Source organism: Hyphomicrobium facile (genome assembly GCF_900116175.1).
GTDB lineage: Bacteria > Pseudomonadota > Alphaproteobacteria > Rhizobiales > Hyphomicrobiaceae > Hyphomicrobium_B > Hyphomicrobium_B facile.
The window spans coordinates 538,574-559,913 of sequence record NZ_FPCH01000002.1 but is presented as its reverse complement, the minus strand read 5'-3'; the positions used below and the strand labels follow the sequence as shown (position 1 = coordinate 559,913).

The window sequence follows — 21,340 nt, the reverse complement described above, 5'->3', positions numbered from 1 at the left end:
ATTCCATTTCTAAATCGAGATTTAGAAATTATAGGTGAATCACGGCGAATGCCGTGGCTGATGTGGCAAGAAAGGCAGTATACGTTCCTCTGCGTTAAGCTGCAACAAAGTGGCATTACCAACTCTCTTTAGGGCGTGCCCATGTAACCGAAATGCGGAGCTAGTGGCGGCTCGACGCTTTGCGGTATCCGCCAACGAAATGACGAGGGAAAATTGCCCAGAGGTGACGCTCTTCCAAAGAGCCGAAGGCATTCAGCGTCCTGATCTCGAGCCCACTTTCGTCAATGGCGGCGTCCAACTTCATTCCGGCGACGGAAGTTGGCGCCCGGAAGCATCCACTTTTGGAGAGAGCTTCGATCACGATGTTTTCGGCGCGGACCGGATCCGAAACGCGCCAGCAACGGTAAATCCCGAACGTATTCTCTACGTCTGTTGCCCGATTGATTTCCTCGAGCCGATGCTCGACGGTGTGGGTCGTTATCCCGGCCGAGATCAGATCGGCATTGGCCAGCATGAAAATCCAACCGGCTTTCGGCTCGTCCGCAATTTTTTTCCGCTTCAGAAAGGCATAGATACAGCGGCGAGTGGGGAGTTCGAGAAGAACCGTCCGCGCATCAGCAAAAGCGTCCCGATCCCTGTCTTTGATTGCGGCACTGAGGGCGCGGATTTCCGCTGCAATGGTCGCCGCGAGCCGAGCCGACGGATGCCCGAGCTGACGGGCGATGGTAAACCAGTCGAACGAATCCCGGCGCGCGACGCAGCCAAACAATTTTTCGACGTCGTTGGCGGACGCGAAAGTCTCTTCGCGCCAGTCCGGTAATAAAAAAGAGCTGAGGATGTTGAGCAATCGCCAACAGGAAGCCTCTCGCCGCTTTTGTGTTTCCACCGGCGGCGCCGCCGTTCCGAATGCGCACATCTCTACGGGGTGATCGTTCATCCCGCTCGATCTCAACTGGGGCGACGCTCGAGGAAGGGCGTCAACGCTCAAAGTGAGCCCCGCTTCCTGATGCCGCCATGGCTGACGAGAAATCCGCCAGTCCTGAACGGCAAGGAAACGCAAAGAACGCTATCTTACCAATCGCGACAGTGTCGAGAGCGATTCCATCTGTGTGCGGCCGAATTACAGGATTTGGCTAATGTGCCGGCGTGCATCCGCCATCTGGGATAGCCGGAAAGAAGTGCTGGAGATCTGTAGCAGCAGCCGATTAGGCGCTTTCGGCTGTGGAGCCCGCCGGCGAACTCTTCTCGCCGTCGCGCGCAAATCTTGCCTTCAGCTTCTCGAGCAGCAGGTAGATCACCGGCGTCGTGTAAAGCGTCAGGACCTGAGAGACGACGAGCCCGCCAATAATCGTGATACCGAGCGGCCGGCGCAATTCCGACCCTGGGCCCACCGCAACGGCGAGCGGAATAGCGCCGAGTAGCGCGGCCAGCGTCGTCATCAAGATAGGACGGAACCTCTGCAGACAGGCATCGTAGATCGCAGCGTGCGGCGAGAGCCCGCGCTCACGTTCCGCATTCAGCGCGAAATCGACGAGCATGATGCCGTTCTTCTTCACGATGCCGATCAGCAAAATGACGCCGATGAGCGCAATGACGGAGAGGTCCATGCTTGCCATCTGCAACGCGAGCAACGCGCCGAGTCCCGCCGAAGGCAGCGTCGAGATGATCGTCAGCGGATGCGCGAGACTTTCGTAGAGCACGCCGAGCACGATATAGATCGCAACGAGTGCCGCCAGGATCAGCAGCGTCTGTTGGCGTGCCTGCTCGATGAACGCCTTGGCATCGCCCGCGGGTTCACCGTGAATTGTCTCCGGCATATGCAAAGCCTGGAGAGCGGCGTCGATGCCTTGGAGACTCGTATCCATGCTGACGCCAGGCCGCAGATTGTAATTGATCGTCACGGCAGGGAATGGGCCCTGATGGTTGACGACCAGCGGCGCGATGCCTTCGCTCGTCGAAATGACGCTCGAGAGCGGGATCTGCTGCGTGCGGTCGATCGTCGGCACATAGATCCGCGACAGGTCATTGGGATGAACCTGGAGCTTCGGATCGACTTCGAGGATGACTTTGTATTGGTTGCGATCGCCGTAAATCGTCGAGAATTGCGTTTGCGAGAAGGCGTTCGAGAGCGCGTTGTCGATATCGACGATGGCGACGTTCAGTCGTGAGGCGACGTCGCGATTGATGTTGACGTTGAGCTGCAGCCCGCCCGCCTCGCGATCGGACGTCACGTCCGCAAGTCCAGGAACGGCACGAACCGCGTCGATGACTTTCGGCACCCACTCGTAGAGATCTTCGGCGTTGATCGCCCACAGCGTATATTGATAATCGGCCTTGCCCGAGCGTGCTCCGGCCCGAATGTCGCGAGACGGCATGAGCCTTGTCGCCAGTCCGACGATTTTGCCGAGAGGCGCGCGCAGTCGATCGATCACAACCGCAGTCGAAACGTTGTGGCGCTCTTCGATCGGCTTCAGGCTGATGAACATGCGGCCCTGGTTCTGCGTCGGATTGGGGCCGCCGGCGCCGATGGATGAGCCGACATTGTCGACCGCGGGATCAGCGAGGATCACGTCGAGAGCTTGCCTCTGGAGCCGGCTCATCTCCGCGAACGACACGTCGGCGTTGGCTTCCGTCGCGGCGATAATCAGGCCGGTGTCGTCCTCGGGCAGGTAGCCCTTCGGCAGCACGGTATAGAAATGGATCGTCAGCACGATCGTCGCCACGAACACCGCGAGCATCACGAGCTGATTGCGAAGGGCAATTCTGAGCGTGAACGCGTAGCCCTTGACGACAAGAGCAAGCGCGCCTTCGAAAATGCGGTCGGCGAGATTCCTGTGTTCCTCGGCTCCAGCCTTGATGAAGTGAGCGCAGATCATCGGCGTGACCGTGAGCGATACGACGGCCGAGATGGCGATGGCGAATGTCAGCGTCAGTGCAAACTCGTGAAGCAACCGGCCGACGATCCCGGTCATGAACAGAACCGGGATGAATGCCGCGACCAGCGATACCGAAATGGAAATGACGGTAAAGCCGATCTGCCAGGATCCCGCGAGCGCCGCCGCATAGGGCTTCATGCCCTTTTCCATGTTGCGATAGACGTTCTCGATCATCACGATCGCATCGTCGACGACGAAGCCGACGGCGACGGCAAGCGCCATCAGCGTAAGATTGTTGATCGAAAAACCAGCGGCCCACATCGCAGCGCACGTACCCGCGAGCGACAGCGGCACCGTTATCCCGGCCGCAATCGTGGGCGTCGGGCGTCTGAGAAAGACGAACACGACGGACATGACGAGCAGGATCGTCAACCCGAGCGTGAACTGCATGTCGTGAACTGAGGCACGGATCGTCGTCGTCCGGTCGGTCAGGATCGAAATCTCTATCCCTGCAGGAATCCATTCCTTGAGCTGGGGAAGCAGCGCCTTCACCCGGTCGACCGTGTCGATGACATTCGCCTCGGGCGTCTTCGTGATGATCAGAAGCACCGCGGGATCATGGCCGAACCGCGCCGATGAGCGCGCGTTTCGCGTTGCCTTGATGACTTTCGCGACGTCGCCGACCTTGACGATATCGCCGTTCGGCATGTTCTTGACGACGATGTCTTTGTATTCATCGGGCTCGGTCATCTGCATGTTGGACTGCAGGATGATCGTTTGCCGATCACCGTCCACCGAGCCTATCGGCGAAAGATCGTTGGCGTTGGAGACGGCATTCTTCACGTCTTCGAAGCTGACACCCATCGCGGCAACGAGCGTGGGATCGACTTGGATGCGGGTCGCCGGTTGGTCGGCGCCGCTCACCGTCACGTCTGCAACGCCCTCGACTTGCGAAATACGCTGGCCGATGACGGTGTCGGCGGTATCGTAGATGGCGCCGGTCGTCATCGTCTTTGACGTCAACGCGAGGATGAGAATGGGCGAGGCGGAAGGATTCGCTTTCCGGAATGTCGGAACTTGCGGCAGGTCGCCCGGAAGATCAGCGGTCGCTGCGTTCAAGGCCGCCTGCACGTCGCGGCCCGCGCCGTCGATGTTGCGATTGAGGTCGAACTGCATCGCGATGGAAGTCGAGCCGAGCGAGTTCGTCGACGTCATCTCCGTGACGCCCGCGATTTCGCCAAGACGCCGTTCGAGCGGCGAGGCGACGCTCGACGCCATCGTGGTCGGGTCGGCGCCCGGACGCGACGCCATGATGCGCACCGTCGGAAACTCGATCGCCGGCATGCTCGCGACCGGCAGAAGCCCATAAGCAACCGCGCCCGCGAGAAACAGGCCGATGGCGAGCAGCGCCGTTCCGATGGGCCTCTCGATGAAGATGCGCGAGACGTTCATCGCCTACTCCGCAGCCGCCGGGAGGCTGTTTGGTTTGCCTGTCAGCCCGGCAGCAGTTGGCTCGATCTCTTCGCTCTTATCGACAGACCGGCCGCCGCCGAGGCGCGCGCGAAGCCGCTCCATCGTGAGATAAATGACCGGCGTCGTGTAGAGTGTCAGAAGCTGGCTCAAGAGCAGACCGCCGACGATCGTGATGCCGAGCGGATTTCTAAGCTCCGAACCCGTTCCGCTTTCAAGCGCGAGTGGCAGCGCGCCGAACAGCGCGGCAAGCGTCGTCATCATGATCGGCCGGAAGCGGAGCAGCGCCGCCTCTTTGATCGAATCTCGCGGGGAAAGTCCGCGCTCGCGTTCGGCGTCGAGCGCGAAGTCGATCATCATGATCGCGTTTTTCTTCACGATGCCCATCAACAGAATGATGCCGATGAGCGCGACGAACGAGAGATCGTTGCCGGTGAGTTCGAGCGCCAGAGCCGCGCCGATGCCGGCTGACGGCAGCGTCGTCAGAATCGTGAACGGATGAATGAGACTTTCGTAGAGAACGCCGAGGACGATGTAGATCGTAACGATGGCGGCAAGGATCAGCCAGGGTTGGTTGTTGAGCGACTTCGAGAATTCAGCCGCATCGCCATAGAACGTCCCCGTCACCGATGCCGGCAGATCGATCTCATTCTTTGCAGTGTCGATTGCGGCAAGCGCATCGCTCAGCGACGCATTGGGCGCCAGATTGAAGCTGATCGTGATGGCCGGGAACTGATCCTGATGGCTGATCGCGAGCGGCGCCGTATCGTATGCGATCGTTGCAACTGAGGTCAGCAGAACCTGCGTCCCCGTCGTGCTCGACGGAACATAGAGCCGGTTCAATCGCGACGGATCGCTGCGATATTCGGGAGCCGCTTCGAGAACGACGCGATACTGATTGGCCTGTTCATAAATCGTCGACACCTGACGCTGACCGAATGCGTTGCTCAGCGCATCGTTGATGGCCTGCATCGTGACGCCGAGCCGGCCGGCGGTAACGCGATCGACGTCGATGCGAGCGATGAGCCCGCCGTCGACTTCCTCCGAAGCGACATTGCGAAGGAACGGCGACTCATGAAGTGCCGCCGCCATCTTCTTCGACCATTCGGAGACCTCTTCGGCGTCGGTGCTCGCGAGCGTGTACTGGTAGCGCGCGCGGCTCGCCTGCGTCGAAATCTGCACGTCCTGCACGGGCTGGAAGTAGACGATCGCTCCGGGAATTGGCCTGACGGCGTGCTTCAGGCGCTGGATCACCTGCACCACATTCGATTTTCGTTCATCGCGCGGCTTCAGCATGATCTTGAGGCTGCCGACGTTCTGCGTGGCGTTGAGCTGTCCTATGCCGACGATGGACGCGACGCCCGTAACATCCGGATCGGCCGCGGCGATGGCGGCAACATCCTCCTGCAAGCGCGACATCTCGGAAAATGAGATTTGCGGGCCACCTTCGACCACGGCCGTGATCGCGCCGGTGTCCTGGTCAGGCAAGAAGCCTTTCGGCATGATGACATAGAGCCAGATCGTGATGACGACCGTCAGCAGCGCCACAAGAAGTGTCGCCGTTTGGTGGCGAAACACGAATTCCAGAGAGCGTCCGTAGCCGTTGATGACCCGCTCGAAGAACCGGCCAATCACGCCTTCCTTTTCGTCATGGCCGCCGCTGCGCAGGAGCTTCGAGCACATCATCGGCGTCAGCGTCAGCGACACGACGGCCGAGACGACGACGGCGATCGTCAGCGTCATGGCGAACTCGCGGAACATGCGTCCGACGAGGCCGGTCATGAAAAGCAATGGTATGAAAACCGCGATCAACGACAGCGTCAGCGAGATGACGGTGAAGCCGATCTCCCGCGCGCCGTCGAGGGCGGCCTTCATCGGCTTTTCGCCCTTTTCGATGTGGCGCACGACGTTCTCGATCATCACGATCGCATCGTCGACGACGAAGCCGGTGCCGATCGTCAAGGCCATCAAGGAGAGATTGTCGAGGCTGAAGCCGCAGAAGTACATGACGCCGAACGTGGCGATCAACGACACCGGCAACGCCACGCCCGCGATGATCGTTGCGCGGAAGGAGCGCAGGAACAAAAGCACGACCATGATGACGAGGCCGACGCTCAGAACCAGCGTGAACTGTACGTCATTGACGGACGCTTTGATCGTGCCCGTGCGATCGCTGACGATTGCGAGATTCACGCCGGCCGGCATGCTGCGTTCGACGCGCGGCAATTCCTGCTTGATGCGCGAAACGGTGTCGAGGACGTTGGCGCCGGGCTGGCGCTGAACGTCGACTATGACTGCGGGCTTGCCATTGTACCAGCCGCCGACACGCGTATTTTCGAGACCATCGGCGACGCGAGCGACATCCTTGATGCGAACCGGCGCGCTGTTGCGATACGCAATGATGACGTCTTCGTAGGCCTTTGCCTGATCGATCTGGTCGTTGGCGGCGATCGTGTAGGACTGCTTTGCGCCATCGAGCGAGCCCTTGGGCCCGGCGACGTTGGCGCTGGCAATGGCGGTGCTGAGATCGGCCATGCTGAGGCCGTAGCTCGCAAGACGCGATACGTCGGCTTCGACGCGGACAGCGGGCTTGATGCCGCCCTCGATCGCAACGTGCCCGACGCCCGACACCGAGGCGAGGCGCTGCGCGAGCAGCGTATCCGCAAGATCGGAAAGCGATCGCAGCGACTGGGTGTCGGACGTCAGCGCGAGCGTAACGATCGGCGTGTCGGCTGGGTTCACTTTCGAGTAGGTCGGAGGGTAGGGGAGGTTGCGCGGCAGCGTCGATCCGGCCGCGTTGATGGCGGCTTGCACGTCCTGGGCCGCCGCGTCGATATCGCGGTCGAGATTGAATTGCAGCGTGATGCGGCTGAGGCCGAACGAACTGGTCGACGACATCGACGCGAGCGATTGAATTTGCCCGAACTGGCGTTCGAGCGATGCCGTGACGAGTGTCGACATCGTCTCCGGGCTCGCGCCGGGAAGTTCGGTCGTGACCTCGACGGTCGGAAAATCGACCTGCGGCAGGGACGATATCGGCAAGGCGAAGTAGCCGAGCATACCGCCGAGAATCGTCGCGACCGCGAGTAGGAACGTCGCGATCGGCCTCTCGATAAAGGGCCGGGAAACGCTCATGGCGATGCGCCGCTATCCCGGTGAGACTGATTGTGCTTGCCCGAGCGCTTGCCGCCCTCGCTGGTCGAGCCCGTCACGAGAGCCGCTTCCGGTGAGGCCGGAGAGGCAGCCTGAGCCGAGGCTTGTGCCGCTTGCACGCTGCTGCTCGCGGTTTTGTCCGCCTGCGTGGCTTTCTTGCCGTCCGACGGTTTGTTCTGTATCGCGGGCTTGTCCGCCGGAGCCGCCGAGCCGTCGGTAACGGAAACGGTCGCACCATCCTTGAGCCGGCCGAAACCGCTCGTGACGATTTTCTCTCCAGCCGTCAAACCTTCGGCGATGACGGCGAACTTGTCGTCTTGCCGCGAAATTTTCACCTGACGCATCTCGGCTGTGTTGTTGGCGCCGACGACGTAAACGTATGTGCCGTCCGGGCCCCGCTGCACGGCTTCCGCCGGCGCGACGATGACACCTTTCAGCGTATCGACGAGAAGCCGGACGTTGACGAACTGTCCCGGCCAAAGCTGGCGCTTGTCGTTCGGGAACTCAGCCTTGAGACGGATCGTGCCGGTCTGCTGATCGACCTGATTGTCGATGACCTTGAGCGCGCCGGTATCGAGCTCGGTCTGGCTGTCGGTCGACAGCGCATGCGCCGGAAGTGTCCCTTCCGAACTCGCTTTGGTCAACGTCGGCAACTGCTGTTGCGGCAGCGTGAACACGACCGAGATGGGCTGCACTTGCGTAATGACGGCGATGCCGCCCGCGTCTCCCGCATGGACGAGGTTGCCTTCGTCGACGAGGCGGATGCCGGTGCGGCCGTCGAACGGCGCGACGATCGTCGTATATCCGAGGATCGCAGTCGCATTCTCGATCGCCGCCGCATCGGATTTGACCTGTGCTTCCTGCTGCTTGACGAGCGCGACCTGCGTATCGATCTGCTGCTGTGAAATCGCAAGCGTGCCGACCTTCTGGAACCGTTCGAGATCGCGCTTGGTGTTGGCGAGAAGTGCTTCGTCCAGAGCCTTCTTCGCGATGGCTTGATCGAGCTGCGCCTGGTAGGTCACGGGATCGATCTTCGCCAGCACATCGCCCTTCTTGACGTCTTCGCCCTCGGTGAAGTTGACACTCAAGAGCTTTCCGTCGACCTGCGCGCGGACGGTCGCCGTGTTGAGTGCTTTGACCGAGCCGACGCCCTCCAGATAAATCGGCACGTCCGCCGTATCGGCTTTCTTGGCGACCACGGCGACGGGGCCGCCGGCTCCCATGCCGCCGCGCCGGCTGGCGGCGGCGCCATCAGGCGTTCGGCCTTGCATCGTGTAATAAACGCCACCGGCGAGAGCGCCGACAAGGACAACCATAGAAACCCACCGAAGTAGCGTCATCGTCGCTCTTTTCCGCTTCAACTCTGCCGGATGCCGTCACAACACGGCACGCATCGGCTCTGTTCGTCCTGTCACCCGGACATGAAACGCACGGTTCGGAGAAATCCGTTGCCCCCGTAAGTCCCACATCTATACCGGCCGAGCTTCGCCTGCGACATGCAACGCATGGCGTGGCCGCCGCGCTCCAGACTACCAGGCTAATCTTTCGAAAAAGGCCTACATCCGAGGCCCTTTTATGCTCGGATATGCTCGGACGGGCTCGTCGCGCGCTGTGCGCAAGGCGCGAACGCCCCATATTGTAAAATTAGCGTCTTATTTCAAACGGTCAGGACAGCGCTGCGTCGGTAGCACTCAGTTAAGAGATAACGAGTCTGCGAACACCCGCCCAGTCATCCTGGTGGAGGCCGGGGGCGGAGGCAGCCACCGATCCCCCGACCCAGGAACGCAAAAAGCCGCCGCGAAATTGCGCGACGGCCCATGAAGAGTGTTGCTCGCCAGTGTTTGGGCGATGATTAACCGATTGCTTTCGGGATGAACTTGAGCGCCACGCCGTTCATGCAGTAGCGCAAGCCCGTGGGCTTCGGTCCGTCCTCGAAGACGTGCCCGAGGTGTCCGCCGCATCTCCGGCAGTGAACCTCCGTACGGGTCATGAAAAAGCTGTTGTCGGTGGTTGTGGCGACGGCGTTATCGAGAGGCTTCCAAAAGCTCGGCCAGCCTGTGCCGCTGTGGAACTTGGTTGCCGAAGAAAAAAGCGCCAAATCGCAACCCGCACAGTCATAAATGCCGGCGGCATCGTTTTGGTCGAGGGGAGATGTCCCGGCGCGCTCGGTGCCATGCTTGCGCAGGACGTCGAACTGCTCCGGCGTCAGCTCTTTCTTCCACTCGTCATCGGACTTGGTAATCTCGAACGTCTCAGGTGCCGCTTCAGCATACCCCGAAGCCGACTTCAGCATCGCGAAGGCTCCGCCCAGAGCGATGCCCAATCGTGAAAAATCGCGCCGTGAATACATGGCTCGTCACCTTGGGTTCCGTTTCCTTTTCGGCGCCCTAACGCCGTCGTCTTGTGGAGAGTACGTTGGCTCTCTCTTTTTCGTTTCGGCCGTTGTTCGGCTTTTTCTTATGGAAGATCGGCAATCTCGATCCGCCTCTCAACCTCGATTTCCATGGGGCTGAGGCGGCACGTATAGCAGAGCATTTCGACGCCGGAAGCCGCCGCGGTCTGAAATGCCGCGGCATATGCGGCGTCGATATCCGCGGCGACCGTGAATTTCTGGGCGTCGCTGCGCTGCACAAGAAACACCATCACCGCGCGATGTCCCTGCTCGACCATGCTCGAAAGCTCGCGCAGATGCTTGGCGCCGCGCTCGGTTTTGCTGTCCGGAAATTCTGCGAGCCCTGCAGTCCGCATAAGGTGCACGTTTTTCACTTCGACATAGCAATCGCGCTTATCGGGGCCGCCCGAAAGCAGAATGTCGATCCGGCTGTTGAGCCCGTACTTCACCTCGCGCCGCAGTGTCGAATAGCCTGAAAGCTCCGCGATTAGTCCCGCCTGAATGGCTTCGGTCACGAGCCCGTTCGGACGCCCGGAATTGATGCCGACGATATGAGACCCTTGGCCGAGATCGGCTTCGATCATTTCCCACGTATGGCGATATTTGCGCGTCGGGCTGTCGCTTTCGGAGAGCCAAACGCGGGACCCGGGCGTCGCGAGCCCGAGCATCGAGCCCGTATTCGGGCAGCTGGCCGTCACCGTGACGCCGCCCGATGTCGTAACGTCGGCGAGGAACCGCTTGTAGCGTTGAATGAGAATGCCGGGGACGAGGGGATGTGCGAATTTCATCGCTAGCCCATATCGGCCGGCGGGACCGGCGGGCAAGTGTTTTCGTGCGGGGGCCGGGAATGCTAAGACGAGGAAGCAATGCACATATCGGCGAGCAGCACCTTGGCAGAAGAACGGATCGTGACGGCGGCTTTGCTCGTCATTGGCGATGAAATCCTTTCCGGGCGAACCAAAGATCAGAATATCGGAGCCCTCGCCGAGCATCTGACGAATGTCGGCATCAGGCTCCGCGAAGTCCGCGTCGTGCCGGACGATGAGGCCGATATAGTCGCCGCCGTCGATGCCCTGCGCCGCCGCTACGACTATCTCTTCACAACCGGCGGCATAGGTCCGACCCACGACGACATCACGGCCGACAGTATTGCGAAGGCCTTCGGAGTGCCGATCGTCCTCGATGAGCGCGCCGAGAAAATTCTGAGCGATTATTACGCCGCGAAGGGCCTCGAATTGACGCCGGCGCGACTTCGCATGGCGCGGATACCGTCAGGCGCGGACTTGATCGAAAATCCTGTGTCGGCCGCGCCGGGCTTTCGCCTTGGGAATGTCTTCGTCATGGCCGGCGTCCCGAGCATCATGCGAGAGATGCTCCAATGCCTGACGCCGATGCTGGAGACCGGCGCCAAGCTCTTGTCCGTCACGATACCGGTCAATCGTCCCGAGAGCGAAATCGCCGAGATATTCTCCGCGCATCAGAGCCGCTACCGGGACGTGCAGATGGGAAGCTACCCGTTGCTGCGCGATGGCCGCCCGGCGTCCGATTTGGTGCTGCGCTGTTCCGATCAAGACCGCCTGCGGGAGGCGGTCGACACGCTCAAAGCGGCGCTGGGCGTGTGAGGCGCCGCCGATCGCGTCAGTTCAGTCGCGCCCGCTCGCTCTCTTCGGCATCGGCCGTGCGCACGTTCGACGTGACCGGCGCGTCGCCGCCGAAAAGCTCGTACTGAACGTCGAGCGCATCGAGAAAAGCCGCCGCCATATCGAGAAGCGGCCCGAGAGCGATGCGTTTCGCGATGAGGAAATTATCGTCGATCGTCAGATCCGAAGCCACGCGAATAGCCGGGGCATCCGGCGCGATGAGGCCGCGGCTCCGAACATAGGCGACGATGTCGTCCGCTGTGTCGAAATCCGTGGCTCTGGCGTCGCCGCTTTCCTCGACGGCATCAAGCAGGATAGCGGTGCCCGAGACGAAGAGCTTGGCAATTACACGGAAGCGGTCGTCGCATTCGGCGAGCGAGCTTGCGTGGGTGCGTGCCTTCAGGATGCGGGCGACGATCATCAGTTCGAAGCTGCGGACCTCTTCCGCAACAGCGCGCTGACGCAGGATGAAGTCGCTCGGATCGGCAGGCGTCTCGGTAAGCGCGCGCCAGTCGCCGCCGCGAGCCATCAAGTCCTCGCCCGCTGCAAGCGCGGCATCGAGATGATCAGCGAGCATGTAAACCGACAGGGGTGCCCGCACCTGCTGTGCCATCTCTAACTCCGCATTTCTCAAAGATTAATCTGGCCGGAAATTGCCCTGATTCGCGGGCCCTGAGCCAGCCGGACACCGAGTCGCCGACGAACAATGGGGAGAGATGAGGATAAGGTGTGGACCGTGCTCAGCCGGTTATGCCGAACGTGAGGAAAACCGCACAAAACCGAGCGTCTGCCGCTGATCCGGAAGAATCACGATTGAGAAAATGGTGCAGGGAGACGGTTCGAGAAGGTCGGTTTTGGCTCGCTCAATCAGCCACAGTCACACAGAAATTCACAGCTCATTCGCCGCGAGGACGCGATAGCCGCGCGGAGGCACCCCAACGATCCGCGTTTGAGCCTGTGCTGAAGCCAGAATGTTTTCCGCTCCGGCCTTACGACGGATGCGCCGAACCGGTGCCCGGTCCGGGGCGGTTCGTTGCGCAAGCACCTTCAATTCCTTCGTACTAACCGCCTCTGGCGGCTTCCGGCTCGTCTTCGGACCCGAAACCACTTTGCGGTTCCGCGATTCCTTGAGGCGAACGTCGAGCCGCTGAGCGATCGCGCCGAGCTTCCAGGCTCGAAGAAGCTTTGAATTGAACAACGTCGTGCGCGCGACGAAAGGAGCGGCAGGTGCGGGAAGATCCGGCGCCGGATCGGATGCTGTCGCAATGGCCGGAGCGGCCGGCTCTGCGACGCGCTCCGCAATCACCTCCGCAATCTGCGCAGTCGGCTCAGCCTGCGCAGGCGGTAGCGTGGCCGCAGTGCTCGGCTTTTGCAGCACCGTTGGCGGTGGCGTTGGAGCGAGGGTCGCCCCGATGCTCGGCTTCAGCGCAGCGCGGATGGAAGGCTTTGGCGGTTCCAGAGCTTCCGCGACCGGCTTATCGGCAATGCCAACGGAGCGCTCGACGTTCGGCGCGATAGGTTCGATTGATGATCGCGGCGAAGCGTAAGCCCGGGCAGGTGCCGGCTTCGGCACATTTGCGGCAACCGCTGGGCGCGACGCAGTTCGCGGCACATCAACGGCCCGGGGCGCAGGTGGCGGCGCAGTAACGGGAACGGGCGCGGCCGCTTTCGGAGCAACTGCATCTTCCGCTCTATTCGGCGTGATGCTCGACGATTGCCGGTCTCGGGAGCGACGGCCGAGCCAGAAGTAAAACCGGAAAACCAGGCCGCTGGCGACGACGAAGAGCAGGGCCCAGGAGAGGGCGAGGACTTCCGGCGGCAAAGGAACCTCCAACAGCAACGCTACGATGAACAACGTCCTCAAAACGCCGCGGCGCGTCAACTGTCGGCGGTAAAATTATTCGTACTCGAACGATTTAGCCCCGTGCTGCCGCTATTGGCGGCTTGGGAAATCCCGATTGATAGGCGTCGTCATACGAAAAGTTTCTTGCAGAGCATTTCACTTTTTCTTCGTTCGCTTTTGGGGAACCGGTCCCTAGCCTTGTGGGACAGCTCAAGACGGCTGGGACTAGCTCGGGGAAAAATGAAAATGAAGATCGCGAAATTGGCTTTGCTTGGGGCCTTCGTTTTGGGCGCGAGCATCTCCGCCGAAGCCGCAACGTCAGCGCCGAAGCTCCATGCTCCGGGCGTGAAGACGCTCGCCGCGCATACGGTGAAGGACGAGAAGAAGAAGCACGCTCACGCGCACCGCGCGCACAAACACAAGCACAAGCACAAGGTCGCTGAAGTGCATGCGAAGCCCAAACCGCACAAGGCGCCCGCGCATCAGGCTCGTGCACACAAGGTCAAGAAGGTGAAACACTAACTCCTGATCGCGTTCCGGCCGGGGGGCGGGATAGCGTTATCAGCCGCCGCCCAAGGGCACTTTCCGTTCCGCGTTCGGAAAGTGCCCTTGGCGGCTTTTGTTTGCTTCGCGCAAATTTAGAACCATCGTCATCCCGGCGCAGGCCGGGATCCAGACAAGCCAAAAACAAACAAGGCGCCACTTGCGAGGCGCCCGGTCATCTTCGATGAGTCAAAACCGTCTGACGATATGGGATCAGTCGTTCGCTTCGATGCCTTGCGCCTTCAGCTGTTCGAGACGATCTTTCATCTCCTTGAGCCGCTCGGGGGAGTGACCCTGCCAGCCTGTGACCTCACCAGTGACCCTTAGGGGCTCTCGGGAGCGATAGGATTGAGTGGGATTGCCTGGGAATTTCTTATCCGTCAGATTGGGGTCATCCATGATCGGACCGGTCGGCTCCACGACGTAGATCCGTTCCCGTTCGTCGCCAACGGCAAGCTCGGCACCCCAGATGGCCGCATCCAAGGTGCCTGTCAGATAGACCCACGACGACTGCTTTCGCGTGCCGAAATTGGAGCGGCGCCCGGCCAGGATAAGGTCTCCCGGTTTCAGGTCAGCACGAGTGCCGTGGTAGAACCGGTGCGGTATCGCGTTGCCGGAGGCCGTTATCCGCTCGCCGCTCATCCATGTTGTCCCGGGTGATTTGGTTGAGGCCGCAGCATGGCTGCGGCCTTTGTCGTTCAGGGGCTCACCTCAAATCGCGGAGGACGCAAGAAGGTGCCTATGAGAATCCTCAAGGTCGCCCTCACGAGCGCGCGATCAAGAACATCCGCTCGTTGATCCGCACGTGTCGCACTTCAAGCACGTGCCGTTCCGCACCATCGTGAAGTTGTGGCACTCGCTGCACGAAACACCTTCGTAACCGCGCAATTTCGCTTCCGAGACGCGCTGTTTGAAGATCTCCGACTTCGTCAGCACGGGCGACGAAGACGCAACGGCGTGCACCTCTTCGCTGTCTGAGGCGAGGGCGGTGGCGCCATGCGTCAACGTCTGCTCCACATACCGGGAACTGACGTCGTAGCTGCCCTTGCTCTGAACGGCGGCGGCACCGAGCGATGAGGCCTTCGGTCCGCTCGTCGTGTTGCTGCTGGCAAGCCGAACGATCGGATTGCCACGAACAAGACCCTTCGACACGTTCTTCAGAACGGCTTCCGGCAGATCCAGCGCCAATTGCTCATCCGTCGTGTCGTCGCTCGAGCCGAGACCCGTCTCGCCGACGATCTCGCGCGGATCGACGTGGGCCAGATCGTGACGGCCGAGGTACGAAACTGCGAGCTCGCGGAAGATGTAGTCGAGGATCGACGTCGCGTTCTTGATCGTCTCGTTGCCCTGCACGAGCCCGGCCGGTTCGAAGCGCGTGAAGGTGAAGGCTTCCACGTACTCTTCGAGCGGCACGCCATATTGCAGGCCGAGCGAGATGGCGATGGCGAAGTTGTTCATCAACGACCGGAAGGCGGCGCCTTCCTTGTGCATGTCGATGAAGATCTCGCCGAGGCGCCCGTCGTCGTATTCGCCGGTGCGGAGGTACACTTTGTGGCCGCCGACAGCGGCTTTCTGCGTGTAGCCCTTGCGCCGTCCGGGAAGTTTGGCGCGATCCTGCGCGGCTGCTTCCTCTTTCACATAGACGATGCGTTCGACGATCTTCTCGACGATCTTTTCGGTAATCGCCGCGGTGCGCGCCGCCATCGGCTGCGCCATCAGCGCGTCGGCGGCTTCTTCCGCATCATCGACGTCATCGCCCAGAACCTGGCTGTTCAACGGCTGCGAGAGCTTCGAGCCGTCGCGGTAGAGCGCGTTGGCCTTGAGCGCCAGCTTCCACGACAGCATGTAGGACTGCTTGCAATCCTCCACCGTCGCGTCGTTCGGCATGTTGATCGTCTTCGAGATGGCGCCCGAGATGAACGGCTGCGACGCCGCCATCATCCGGATGTGGCTCTCGACCGAAAGGTAACGCTTGCCTTTCTTGCCGCATGGGTTGGCGCAGTCGAAGATCGGCAGATGCTCGGGCTTCAGATGCGGCGCACCTTCGAGCGTCATCGCTCCGCAGACGTGCTCGTTCGCGGCGTCGATATCCTTCTTCGAGAAGCCGAGATGCGCGAAGAGATCGAACGTCGGATCGTTGAGCTTGTCGGCCGGTACGCCGAGCGTCTCGATCAGGAAGGCATCGCCGAGCGTCCAGCGGTTGAAAACGAACTTGATATCGAACGCCGTAGCGAGGCTCTTTTCGATCTTGGCAAGCGCTTCATCCGTGAACCCGCGGGCTTTGAGCGTCTGGGTGTTGATGCCAGGCGCCTGCTTCAGCGACCCATGACCGACCGCATAGACCTCGATCTCTGCGATCTGGCTTTCCCGGTAGCCGACGGCGCGCAGCGCTTCCGGCACCGACTGGTTGATGATCTTGAAGTAGCCGCCGCCCGCAAGCTTCTTGAACTTGACGAGTGCGAAGTCGGGCTCGATGCCCGTCGTATCGCAGTCCATGACGAGGCCGATCGTGCCGGTCGGCGCGACGACGGTTGCCTGCGCGTTGCGATACCCGTGCTCCTGCCCGAGTTCGAGCGCGTTATCCCACGCACGCTTCGCAGCTTCACCGAGGCGCGCGTCCGTCAACGAGGCATGGTCGAGCGGAACGGGCGCGGTCGCGAGCTTCTCGTAGAACTCGGTTTCACCGTGAGCCGCCCGGCGGTGGTTGCGCATCACGCGCAGCATGTCCTGCGCATTCGGCCCGTATCCTGGGAACGGTCCGAGTTCGGCCGACATTTCCGCGCTCGTCGCGTAGGCAACGCCGGTCATGATCGCGGAGATCGCGCCGCAGATCGCGCGGCCCTCAGCCGAGTCGTAAGGAATGCCCTCCGACATCAGCAATCCGCCGATGTTCGCGAAGCCGAGACCGAGCGTGCGGTAACGATAGCTGAGCTCGGCGATCTGGCGCGACGGGAACTGCGCCATCAGCACCGAAATTTCGAGCACGATCGTCCAGATGCGGCAGCCGTGTTCGTAGGATTCGATGTCGAACGACTTATCTTCGCGGCGGAAGCGCAAGAGATTGAGCGACGCGAGATTGCACGCCGTATCGTCGAGGAACATGTATTCCGAGCACGGGTTCGACGCGCGGATCGGCCCCGACTGCGGGCACGTGTGCCAGTCGTTGATCGTGGTGTGGAACTGGATGCCGGGATCGGCCGAAGCCCACGCCGCAAACCCGATCTGCTCCCAAAGGTCTTGGGCGCGTATCGTCTTTGTCACTCTGTTCCCGAGGCGGGCGCGCAGCTGCCAGTCCTTGTCGTCGGCAACGGCATTGAGGAATTCGTCGGTGACGCGCACCGAGTTGTTCGAGTTCTGGCCGGCGACCGTCAGGTAGGCTTCGCTATCCCAATCGGTGTCGTAGGTGTCGAACGCGATTTCCTTGTAGCCCTGCTTCGCGAACTGGACGACGCGCAGGATGTAGTTCTGGGGAACGCCGTCGCGCTTGGCTTCGCGGATGGCGATCTTGAGCTTCGGATTCTTCGTCGGCTCGAAGCAGGCATCGCCCTCGGCTTCGCAGTTGACGCAGGCCTTCATCACGGCCTTGAGCCGCTTCTGGCAGATCTTGGAACCCGTAACGAGGGCGGCGACCTTCTGCTCCTCGCGCACCTTCCAGGTGATGTATTCCTCGATATCGGGATGATCGACGTCGACGACGACCATCTTGGCCGCGCGGCGCGTCGTGCCGCCAGACTTGATGGCGCCAGCCGCCCGGTCGCCGATCTTCAGGAAGCTCATCAGCCCCGACGAACGTCCGCCGCCCGAAAGCTTTTCATTGGCGCCGCGCAGCGACGAGAAGTTGGAACCCGTGCCGGAACCGTATTTGAAGAGACGTGCTTCGCGAACCCAGAGGTCCATGATGCCGCCCTCGTTGACGAGGTCGTCGGCAACCGACTGGATGAAGCAGGCATGTGGCTGCGGGTGCTCGTAGGCGGATGTCGAGTTGACGAGCTCTCCCGTCTGATAATCGACGTACATGTGGCCCTGGCCCGGGCCGTCGATGCCATAGGCCCAGTGCAGGCCGGTGTTGAACCACTGCGGCGAGTTCGGCGCCGCCATCTGCATCGCGAGCATATAGCGAAGCTCGTCGAAGAAGGCCTGAGCGTCGGCTTCGGACGTGAAGTAGCCGCCCTTCCAGCCCCAATAGGTCCACGTGCCGGCGAGGCGGTCGAACACCTGCCGCGCGTCCGTCTCGCCGCCGAAGCGCTCGTTTTCCGGAAGCTCCGCAAGTGCTGCTTCATCGGGAGCCGAGCGCCAGAGCCACGAGGGAACCTGCGTTTCTTCGCAACGCCTTAGGCGGCGCGCAACGCCGGCTTTGCGGAAGTACTTCTGCGCGAGGATGTCTGCTGCAACCTGGCTGAACTGCTCTGGAACGTCGAAGCCGTCGAGTTTGAAAACGACCGAGCCGTCGGGGTTCTTGATTTCGGACGTCGCACGGCGGAACGGGATCGAGGCATAAGGCGAGAGTCCGGCTTCAGTGAAACGCCGCGTAATCTTCATATGTAAGTGCCCCCGAGATTTCGCGGCAAACGGACGCTCGTCCGCCTGCCGTATGGAATGATTGCCTAGCGCTGGACCCTGCTTTCCGGCGCTCAGGCGTGATGACGACGACGCATGACTGAGACGCACACAACTTGCCGCGTTTAGAGCGCGCACTTCTCCGCGCCAGCGACGACGGCCAATGGCCGCAATCCGCCGGCGTTCTGCCGACCACATGATTGGTTGGTGGCGACGAGGTGCTCGTGCGCTACGCTGGACGCGACAGGAAATAACGCTCCGAAATGCTTAGTCTCAACTCGACGATGGCTTGGTCCACAGCTTCCCCTGGGACTGTCGCACGCTCGCCGAACACTCATCAAAGGTAGGACGATTCGATCCGCTCGTCACGCTTTCTGGGATATATATTGGGGTAGCAGCCGCAACACATACTATATCTTGTGCTGTTAGTAATTTTGAGCGGATGACGCGTTTCGCGCCGATTTCCGTATGTTTCAACGTGGTTCTAAGCCGTTGACCATGTGGATGAGGTGGGATTTCTCGATTTTGCTCACCCTGACGACCCGGAGCTTAGTGCGATTCCGCACACTGGCTGTTGCGCGGCTGCATCTCCTTCCTACAGTCTGGACATAAGCCCCACGGTGCAGCTAAGTCGAAACTGAGGCGCGGCGGGAAAAGGACCTTCAAGACATGGGCTTACTCAGCGAAATCTTCAGCTGGTGGGGCGGAAATACCTGGGGAACCAGACTTTTCACGCTGCGTAAGGGCAAGCAGGTCGGCCAGGACGAATTTGGAAATCGCTACTTCGTCCAAAAGTCGGGCGTCGGACCGCTCGGCGTGCCCGCGCGCTGGGTCATATACCCGAAGCTTTCCGAGGCGAGCCAGGTGCCGCCCGATTGGCACGGCTGGCTTCATTACACCGTCGATACGATCCCGACCGACGAACGCTATCATCGCCGCCCGTGGCAGAAGCCGCACCAAGCGAATCTGACGGGAACGCCGCTCGCGTATCGCCCGAAAGGCTCGATCTTGGGTAAAGGCGAGCGCGCTAAGTCGACCAGCGACTACAAGGCGTGGAAGCCGCACTGACCGCCTGATCGAAAATTCGCCCGCTTTGAGGCTCAATCGAGGGCCTCCGCCGGGCAGCGCCCCCCTCACTGGATTCTGAATTGAGAAAGCCGTTGCTTTTGAATTTTGCGCTGAGCGTACGGCTTAACCGTCGCGGAGCGGCCCTGACGTCGCTGACGCTTTTGCTCGCCGGCGCAATGACCGTAGCGACGGCGCCCGCCAAGGCCGATCGCATCGAAAATCAGGTTGCCGTCTTTTCCGCGCTCGACAAGGTGACGGCGCACATATCGAAATTCGAGGTGGCGCTGGGCGAAACGGCGACGTTCGGTGCGTTGAAGATCACGCCGCGCGCCTGCTACTCGCGCCCGCCGACGGAAGAGCCGAAGACGACGACGTTCGTCGAGATCGACGAAACGCAGCTCGATGGCTCGGAAAAGCGAATTTTCACTGGCTGGATGTTTGCCGAGAGCCCCGGCATCTATGGCCTCGAGCATCCGACCTATGACGTCTGGTTGACCGAGTGCAACAAGCCGGCCCGCACGATCGTTGAGCAGAAGCCCGTCCCGCCCGAGGCCGCTCCGGCCGACGCGCCCGCCACTGCCGAAGGCCAGCAACCGCCGGATGGTGGCTATCAGGACAACGGCGAAGCGCCTGTCGACCAGGACTACCGCCGTCGCGTCCGCCGCTAGTTTGCCGTCACCGTCACCCTCGGACGAATGCTGCTATTCCGCCAGCAGCCGCGCCGCCTTTGGTGCGAAATACGTGAGAACGCCGGAAGCGCCCGCGCGTTTGAAGGCGAGCAGGCTTTCGAGCATTGTCTTGTCCGGATCGAGCCAGCCCTTCTCGAAAGCCGCGGCAAGCATCGCGTACTCGCCCGAGACTTGATACGCGAACGTCGGCACCCCGAATGTTTCCGATACGCGACGCACGACATCGAGGTAGGGCATCCCGGGCTTCACCATCACCATGTCTGCGCCCTCGTCGAGATCGATGGCGACTTCGCGAAGCGCTTCTTCGGTATTCGCGGGGTTCATCTGATAGGTGCGTTTGTCGCCCTTCAGAAGTCCCGAAGATCCGACCGCGTCGCGGAACGGACCGTAAAACGCGCTCGCATACTTCGCTGCATACGACATGATTTGCGTGTTCTTGAATCCCTTCCCTTCCAGCGCGCTGCGAATGACGCCGATGCGTCCGTCCATCATGTCGGATGGCGCAAGAACATCGGCGCCCGCTTCCGCCTGCACGAGCGACTGCTTGACGAGAGCAGCATTCGTCTCGTCGTTCACGATCTCGTCGCCGACGAGAAGGCCGTCATGCCCGTGGCTCGTGTAGGGATCGAGAGCGACGTCGAGGATGACGCCGAGATCGAGGTTCGCAGCCTTGATCGCGCGCGTCGCCCGGCAGACGAGATTGTCCGGGTTGAAAGCTTCGGCTGCATCCTCGCTGCGCTTTTTCGGATCGGTGAAAGGAAAGAGCGCGATCGCCGGAATGCCGAGATCGACGGCGTGCTTCGCAGCTTCGACGATGAGGTCGACGCTCAGCCGTTCGACGCCTGGCATGGACGCGACAGGCGTGCGCAGCGCCGCGCCGTCGACGACGAACATCGGCCAGATCAGATCGGCGGGCGATAACTGGTGTTCGGCGACGAGCCGGCGAGACCACGAGGCCTTCCGGTTGCGGCGCATACGGATCGCCGGAAAGCCGCCGGAAAGCGTCTCTGTTTCGGGGCCCGGAGTCGTGGTCCGGGTCGATGAACGTGTGCGGGAGGACATGAACAGGTTTCCTGGGCAGAAGGCAGCGAATTCCGCGCCGCTCGAAT

General features: G+C 61.3%; 15 protein-coding genes. 4 read left to right on the top strand and 11 right to left on the bottom strand.

All coding sequences use genetic code 11. The features are described from left to right. Positions 1-160: 160 nt before the first annotated feature. The 6 genes from BM399_RS09585 to sfsA all read right to left on the bottom strand — a co-directional run bounded on the left by BM399_RS09585 (position 161) and on the right by sfsA (position 10,679). Complete coding sequence (locus BM399_RS09585) at positions 161-937, bottom strand: GIY-YIG nuclease family protein (protein ID WP_143111393.1); 777 nt, start codon at positions 935-937, stop codon at positions 161-163. Positions 938-1,205: 268 nt separating this feature from the next. Beyond that, a complete protein-coding gene (locus BM399_RS09580; protein ID WP_092867441.1) occupies positions 1,206-4,328 on the bottom strand; it encodes an efflux RND transporter permease subunit in 3,123 nt (1,040 codons plus the stop codon). 3 nt (positions 4,329-4,331) lie between these two features. Further along, complete coding sequence (locus BM399_RS09575; RefSeq protein WP_244531179.1) at positions 4,332-7,481, bottom strand: efflux RND transporter permease subunit; 3,150 nt, start codon at positions 7,479-7,481, stop codon at positions 4,332-4,334. After that, positions 7,478-8,839 (bottom strand): efflux RND transporter periplasmic adaptor subunit, encoded by a 1,362-nt coding sequence (locus BM399_RS09570; protein ID WP_092867439.1) that lies wholly within the window; start codon positions 8,837-8,839, stop codon positions 7,478-7,480. Before BM399_RS09570 ends, BM399_RS09575 begins: the two co-directional genes overlap by 4 nt. Positions 8,840-9,351: 512 nt before the next feature. After that, a complete protein-coding gene (gene msrB, locus BM399_RS09565) occupies positions 9,352-9,849 on the bottom strand; it encodes a peptide-methionine (R)-S-oxide reductase MsrB (RefSeq protein WP_092867437.1) in 498 nt (165 codons plus the stop codon). Positions 9,850-9,956: 107 nt separating this feature from the next. After that, positions 9,957-10,679 carry a DNA/RNA nuclease SfsA gene (gene sfsA, locus BM399_RS09560; RefSeq protein WP_092867435.1) on the bottom strand — a complete coding sequence of 241 codons (723 nt, stop codon included), beginning with the start codon at positions 10,677-10,679 and terminating at the stop codon, positions 9,957-9,959. A 78-nt stretch (positions 10,680-10,757) separates the two neighbouring features. Between sfsA and BM399_RS09555 the strand changes: the two genes are divergently transcribed. Beyond that, positions 10,758-11,513: a competence/damage-inducible protein A gene (locus tag BM399_RS09555; RefSeq protein WP_092867433.1), complete on the top strand. Its 756-nt coding sequence runs from the start codon at positions 10,758-10,760 to the stop codon at positions 11,511-11,513. Positions 11,514-11,529: 16 nt separating this feature from the next. On the opposite strand, the gene BM399_RS09550 is transcribed toward BM399_RS09555, so the two are convergent. Both BM399_RS09550 and BM399_RS09545 read right to left on the bottom strand, forming a co-directional pair. Then, positions 11,530-12,144, bottom strand: a complete 615-nt coding sequence (locus BM399_RS09550; protein ID WP_092867430.1) for a hypothetical protein — start codon at positions 12,142-12,144, stop codon at positions 11,530-11,532. A 276-nt stretch (positions 12,145-12,420) separates the two neighbouring features. Further along, positions 12,421-13,386 (bottom strand): hypothetical protein, encoded by a 966-nt coding sequence (locus BM399_RS09545; protein ID WP_143111392.1) that lies wholly within the window; start codon positions 13,384-13,386, stop codon positions 12,421-12,423. A gap of 234 nt (positions 13,387-13,620) precedes the next feature. On the opposite strand from BM399_RS09545, the gene BM399_RS09540 reads away from it, so the two are divergent. Beyond that, positions 13,621-13,896 (top strand): hypothetical protein, encoded by a 276-nt coding sequence (locus BM399_RS09540; protein ID WP_143111391.1) that lies wholly within the window; start codon positions 13,621-13,623, stop codon positions 13,894-13,896. Positions 13,897-14,130: 234 nt separating this feature from the next. Here BM399_RS09540 and arr read toward each other — a convergent pair whose 3' ends face one another. Beyond that, complete coding sequence (gene arr, locus BM399_RS09535; protein ID WP_092867424.1) at positions 14,131-14,559, bottom strand: NAD(+)--rifampin ADP-ribosyltransferase; 429 nt, start codon at positions 14,557-14,559, stop codon at positions 14,131-14,133. A gap of 135 nt (positions 14,560-14,694) precedes the next feature. After that, positions 14,695-18,456 carry a vitamin B12-dependent ribonucleotide reductase gene (locus tag BM399_RS09530; protein ID WP_092867422.1) on the bottom strand — a complete coding sequence of 1,254 codons (3,762 nt, stop codon included), beginning with the start codon at positions 18,454-18,456 and terminating at the stop codon, positions 14,695-14,697. Positions 18,457-19,143: 687 nt separating this feature from the next. On the opposite strand from BM399_RS09530, the gene BM399_RS09525 reads away from it, so the two are divergent. Then, positions 19,144-19,542, top strand: a complete 399-nt coding sequence (locus BM399_RS09525) for an NADH:ubiquinone oxidoreductase subunit NDUFA12 (RefSeq protein WP_092867420.1) — start codon at positions 19,144-19,146, stop codon at positions 19,540-19,542. 92 nt (positions 19,543-19,634) lie between these two features. Continuing rightward, entirely contained in the window at positions 19,635-20,210 is a 576-nt protein-coding gene (locus BM399_RS09520; RefSeq protein ID WP_425284070.1) for a DUF2155 domain-containing protein, read from the top strand. A 33-nt stretch (positions 20,211-20,243) separates the two neighbouring features. Here BM399_RS09520 and hemB read toward each other — a convergent pair whose 3' ends face one another. Beyond that, a complete protein-coding gene (gene hemB, locus BM399_RS09515) occupies positions 20,244-21,293 on the bottom strand; it encodes a porphobilinogen synthase (protein ID WP_092868147.1) in 1,050 nt (349 codons plus the stop codon). Positions 21,294-21,340: the final 47 nt, after the last annotated feature.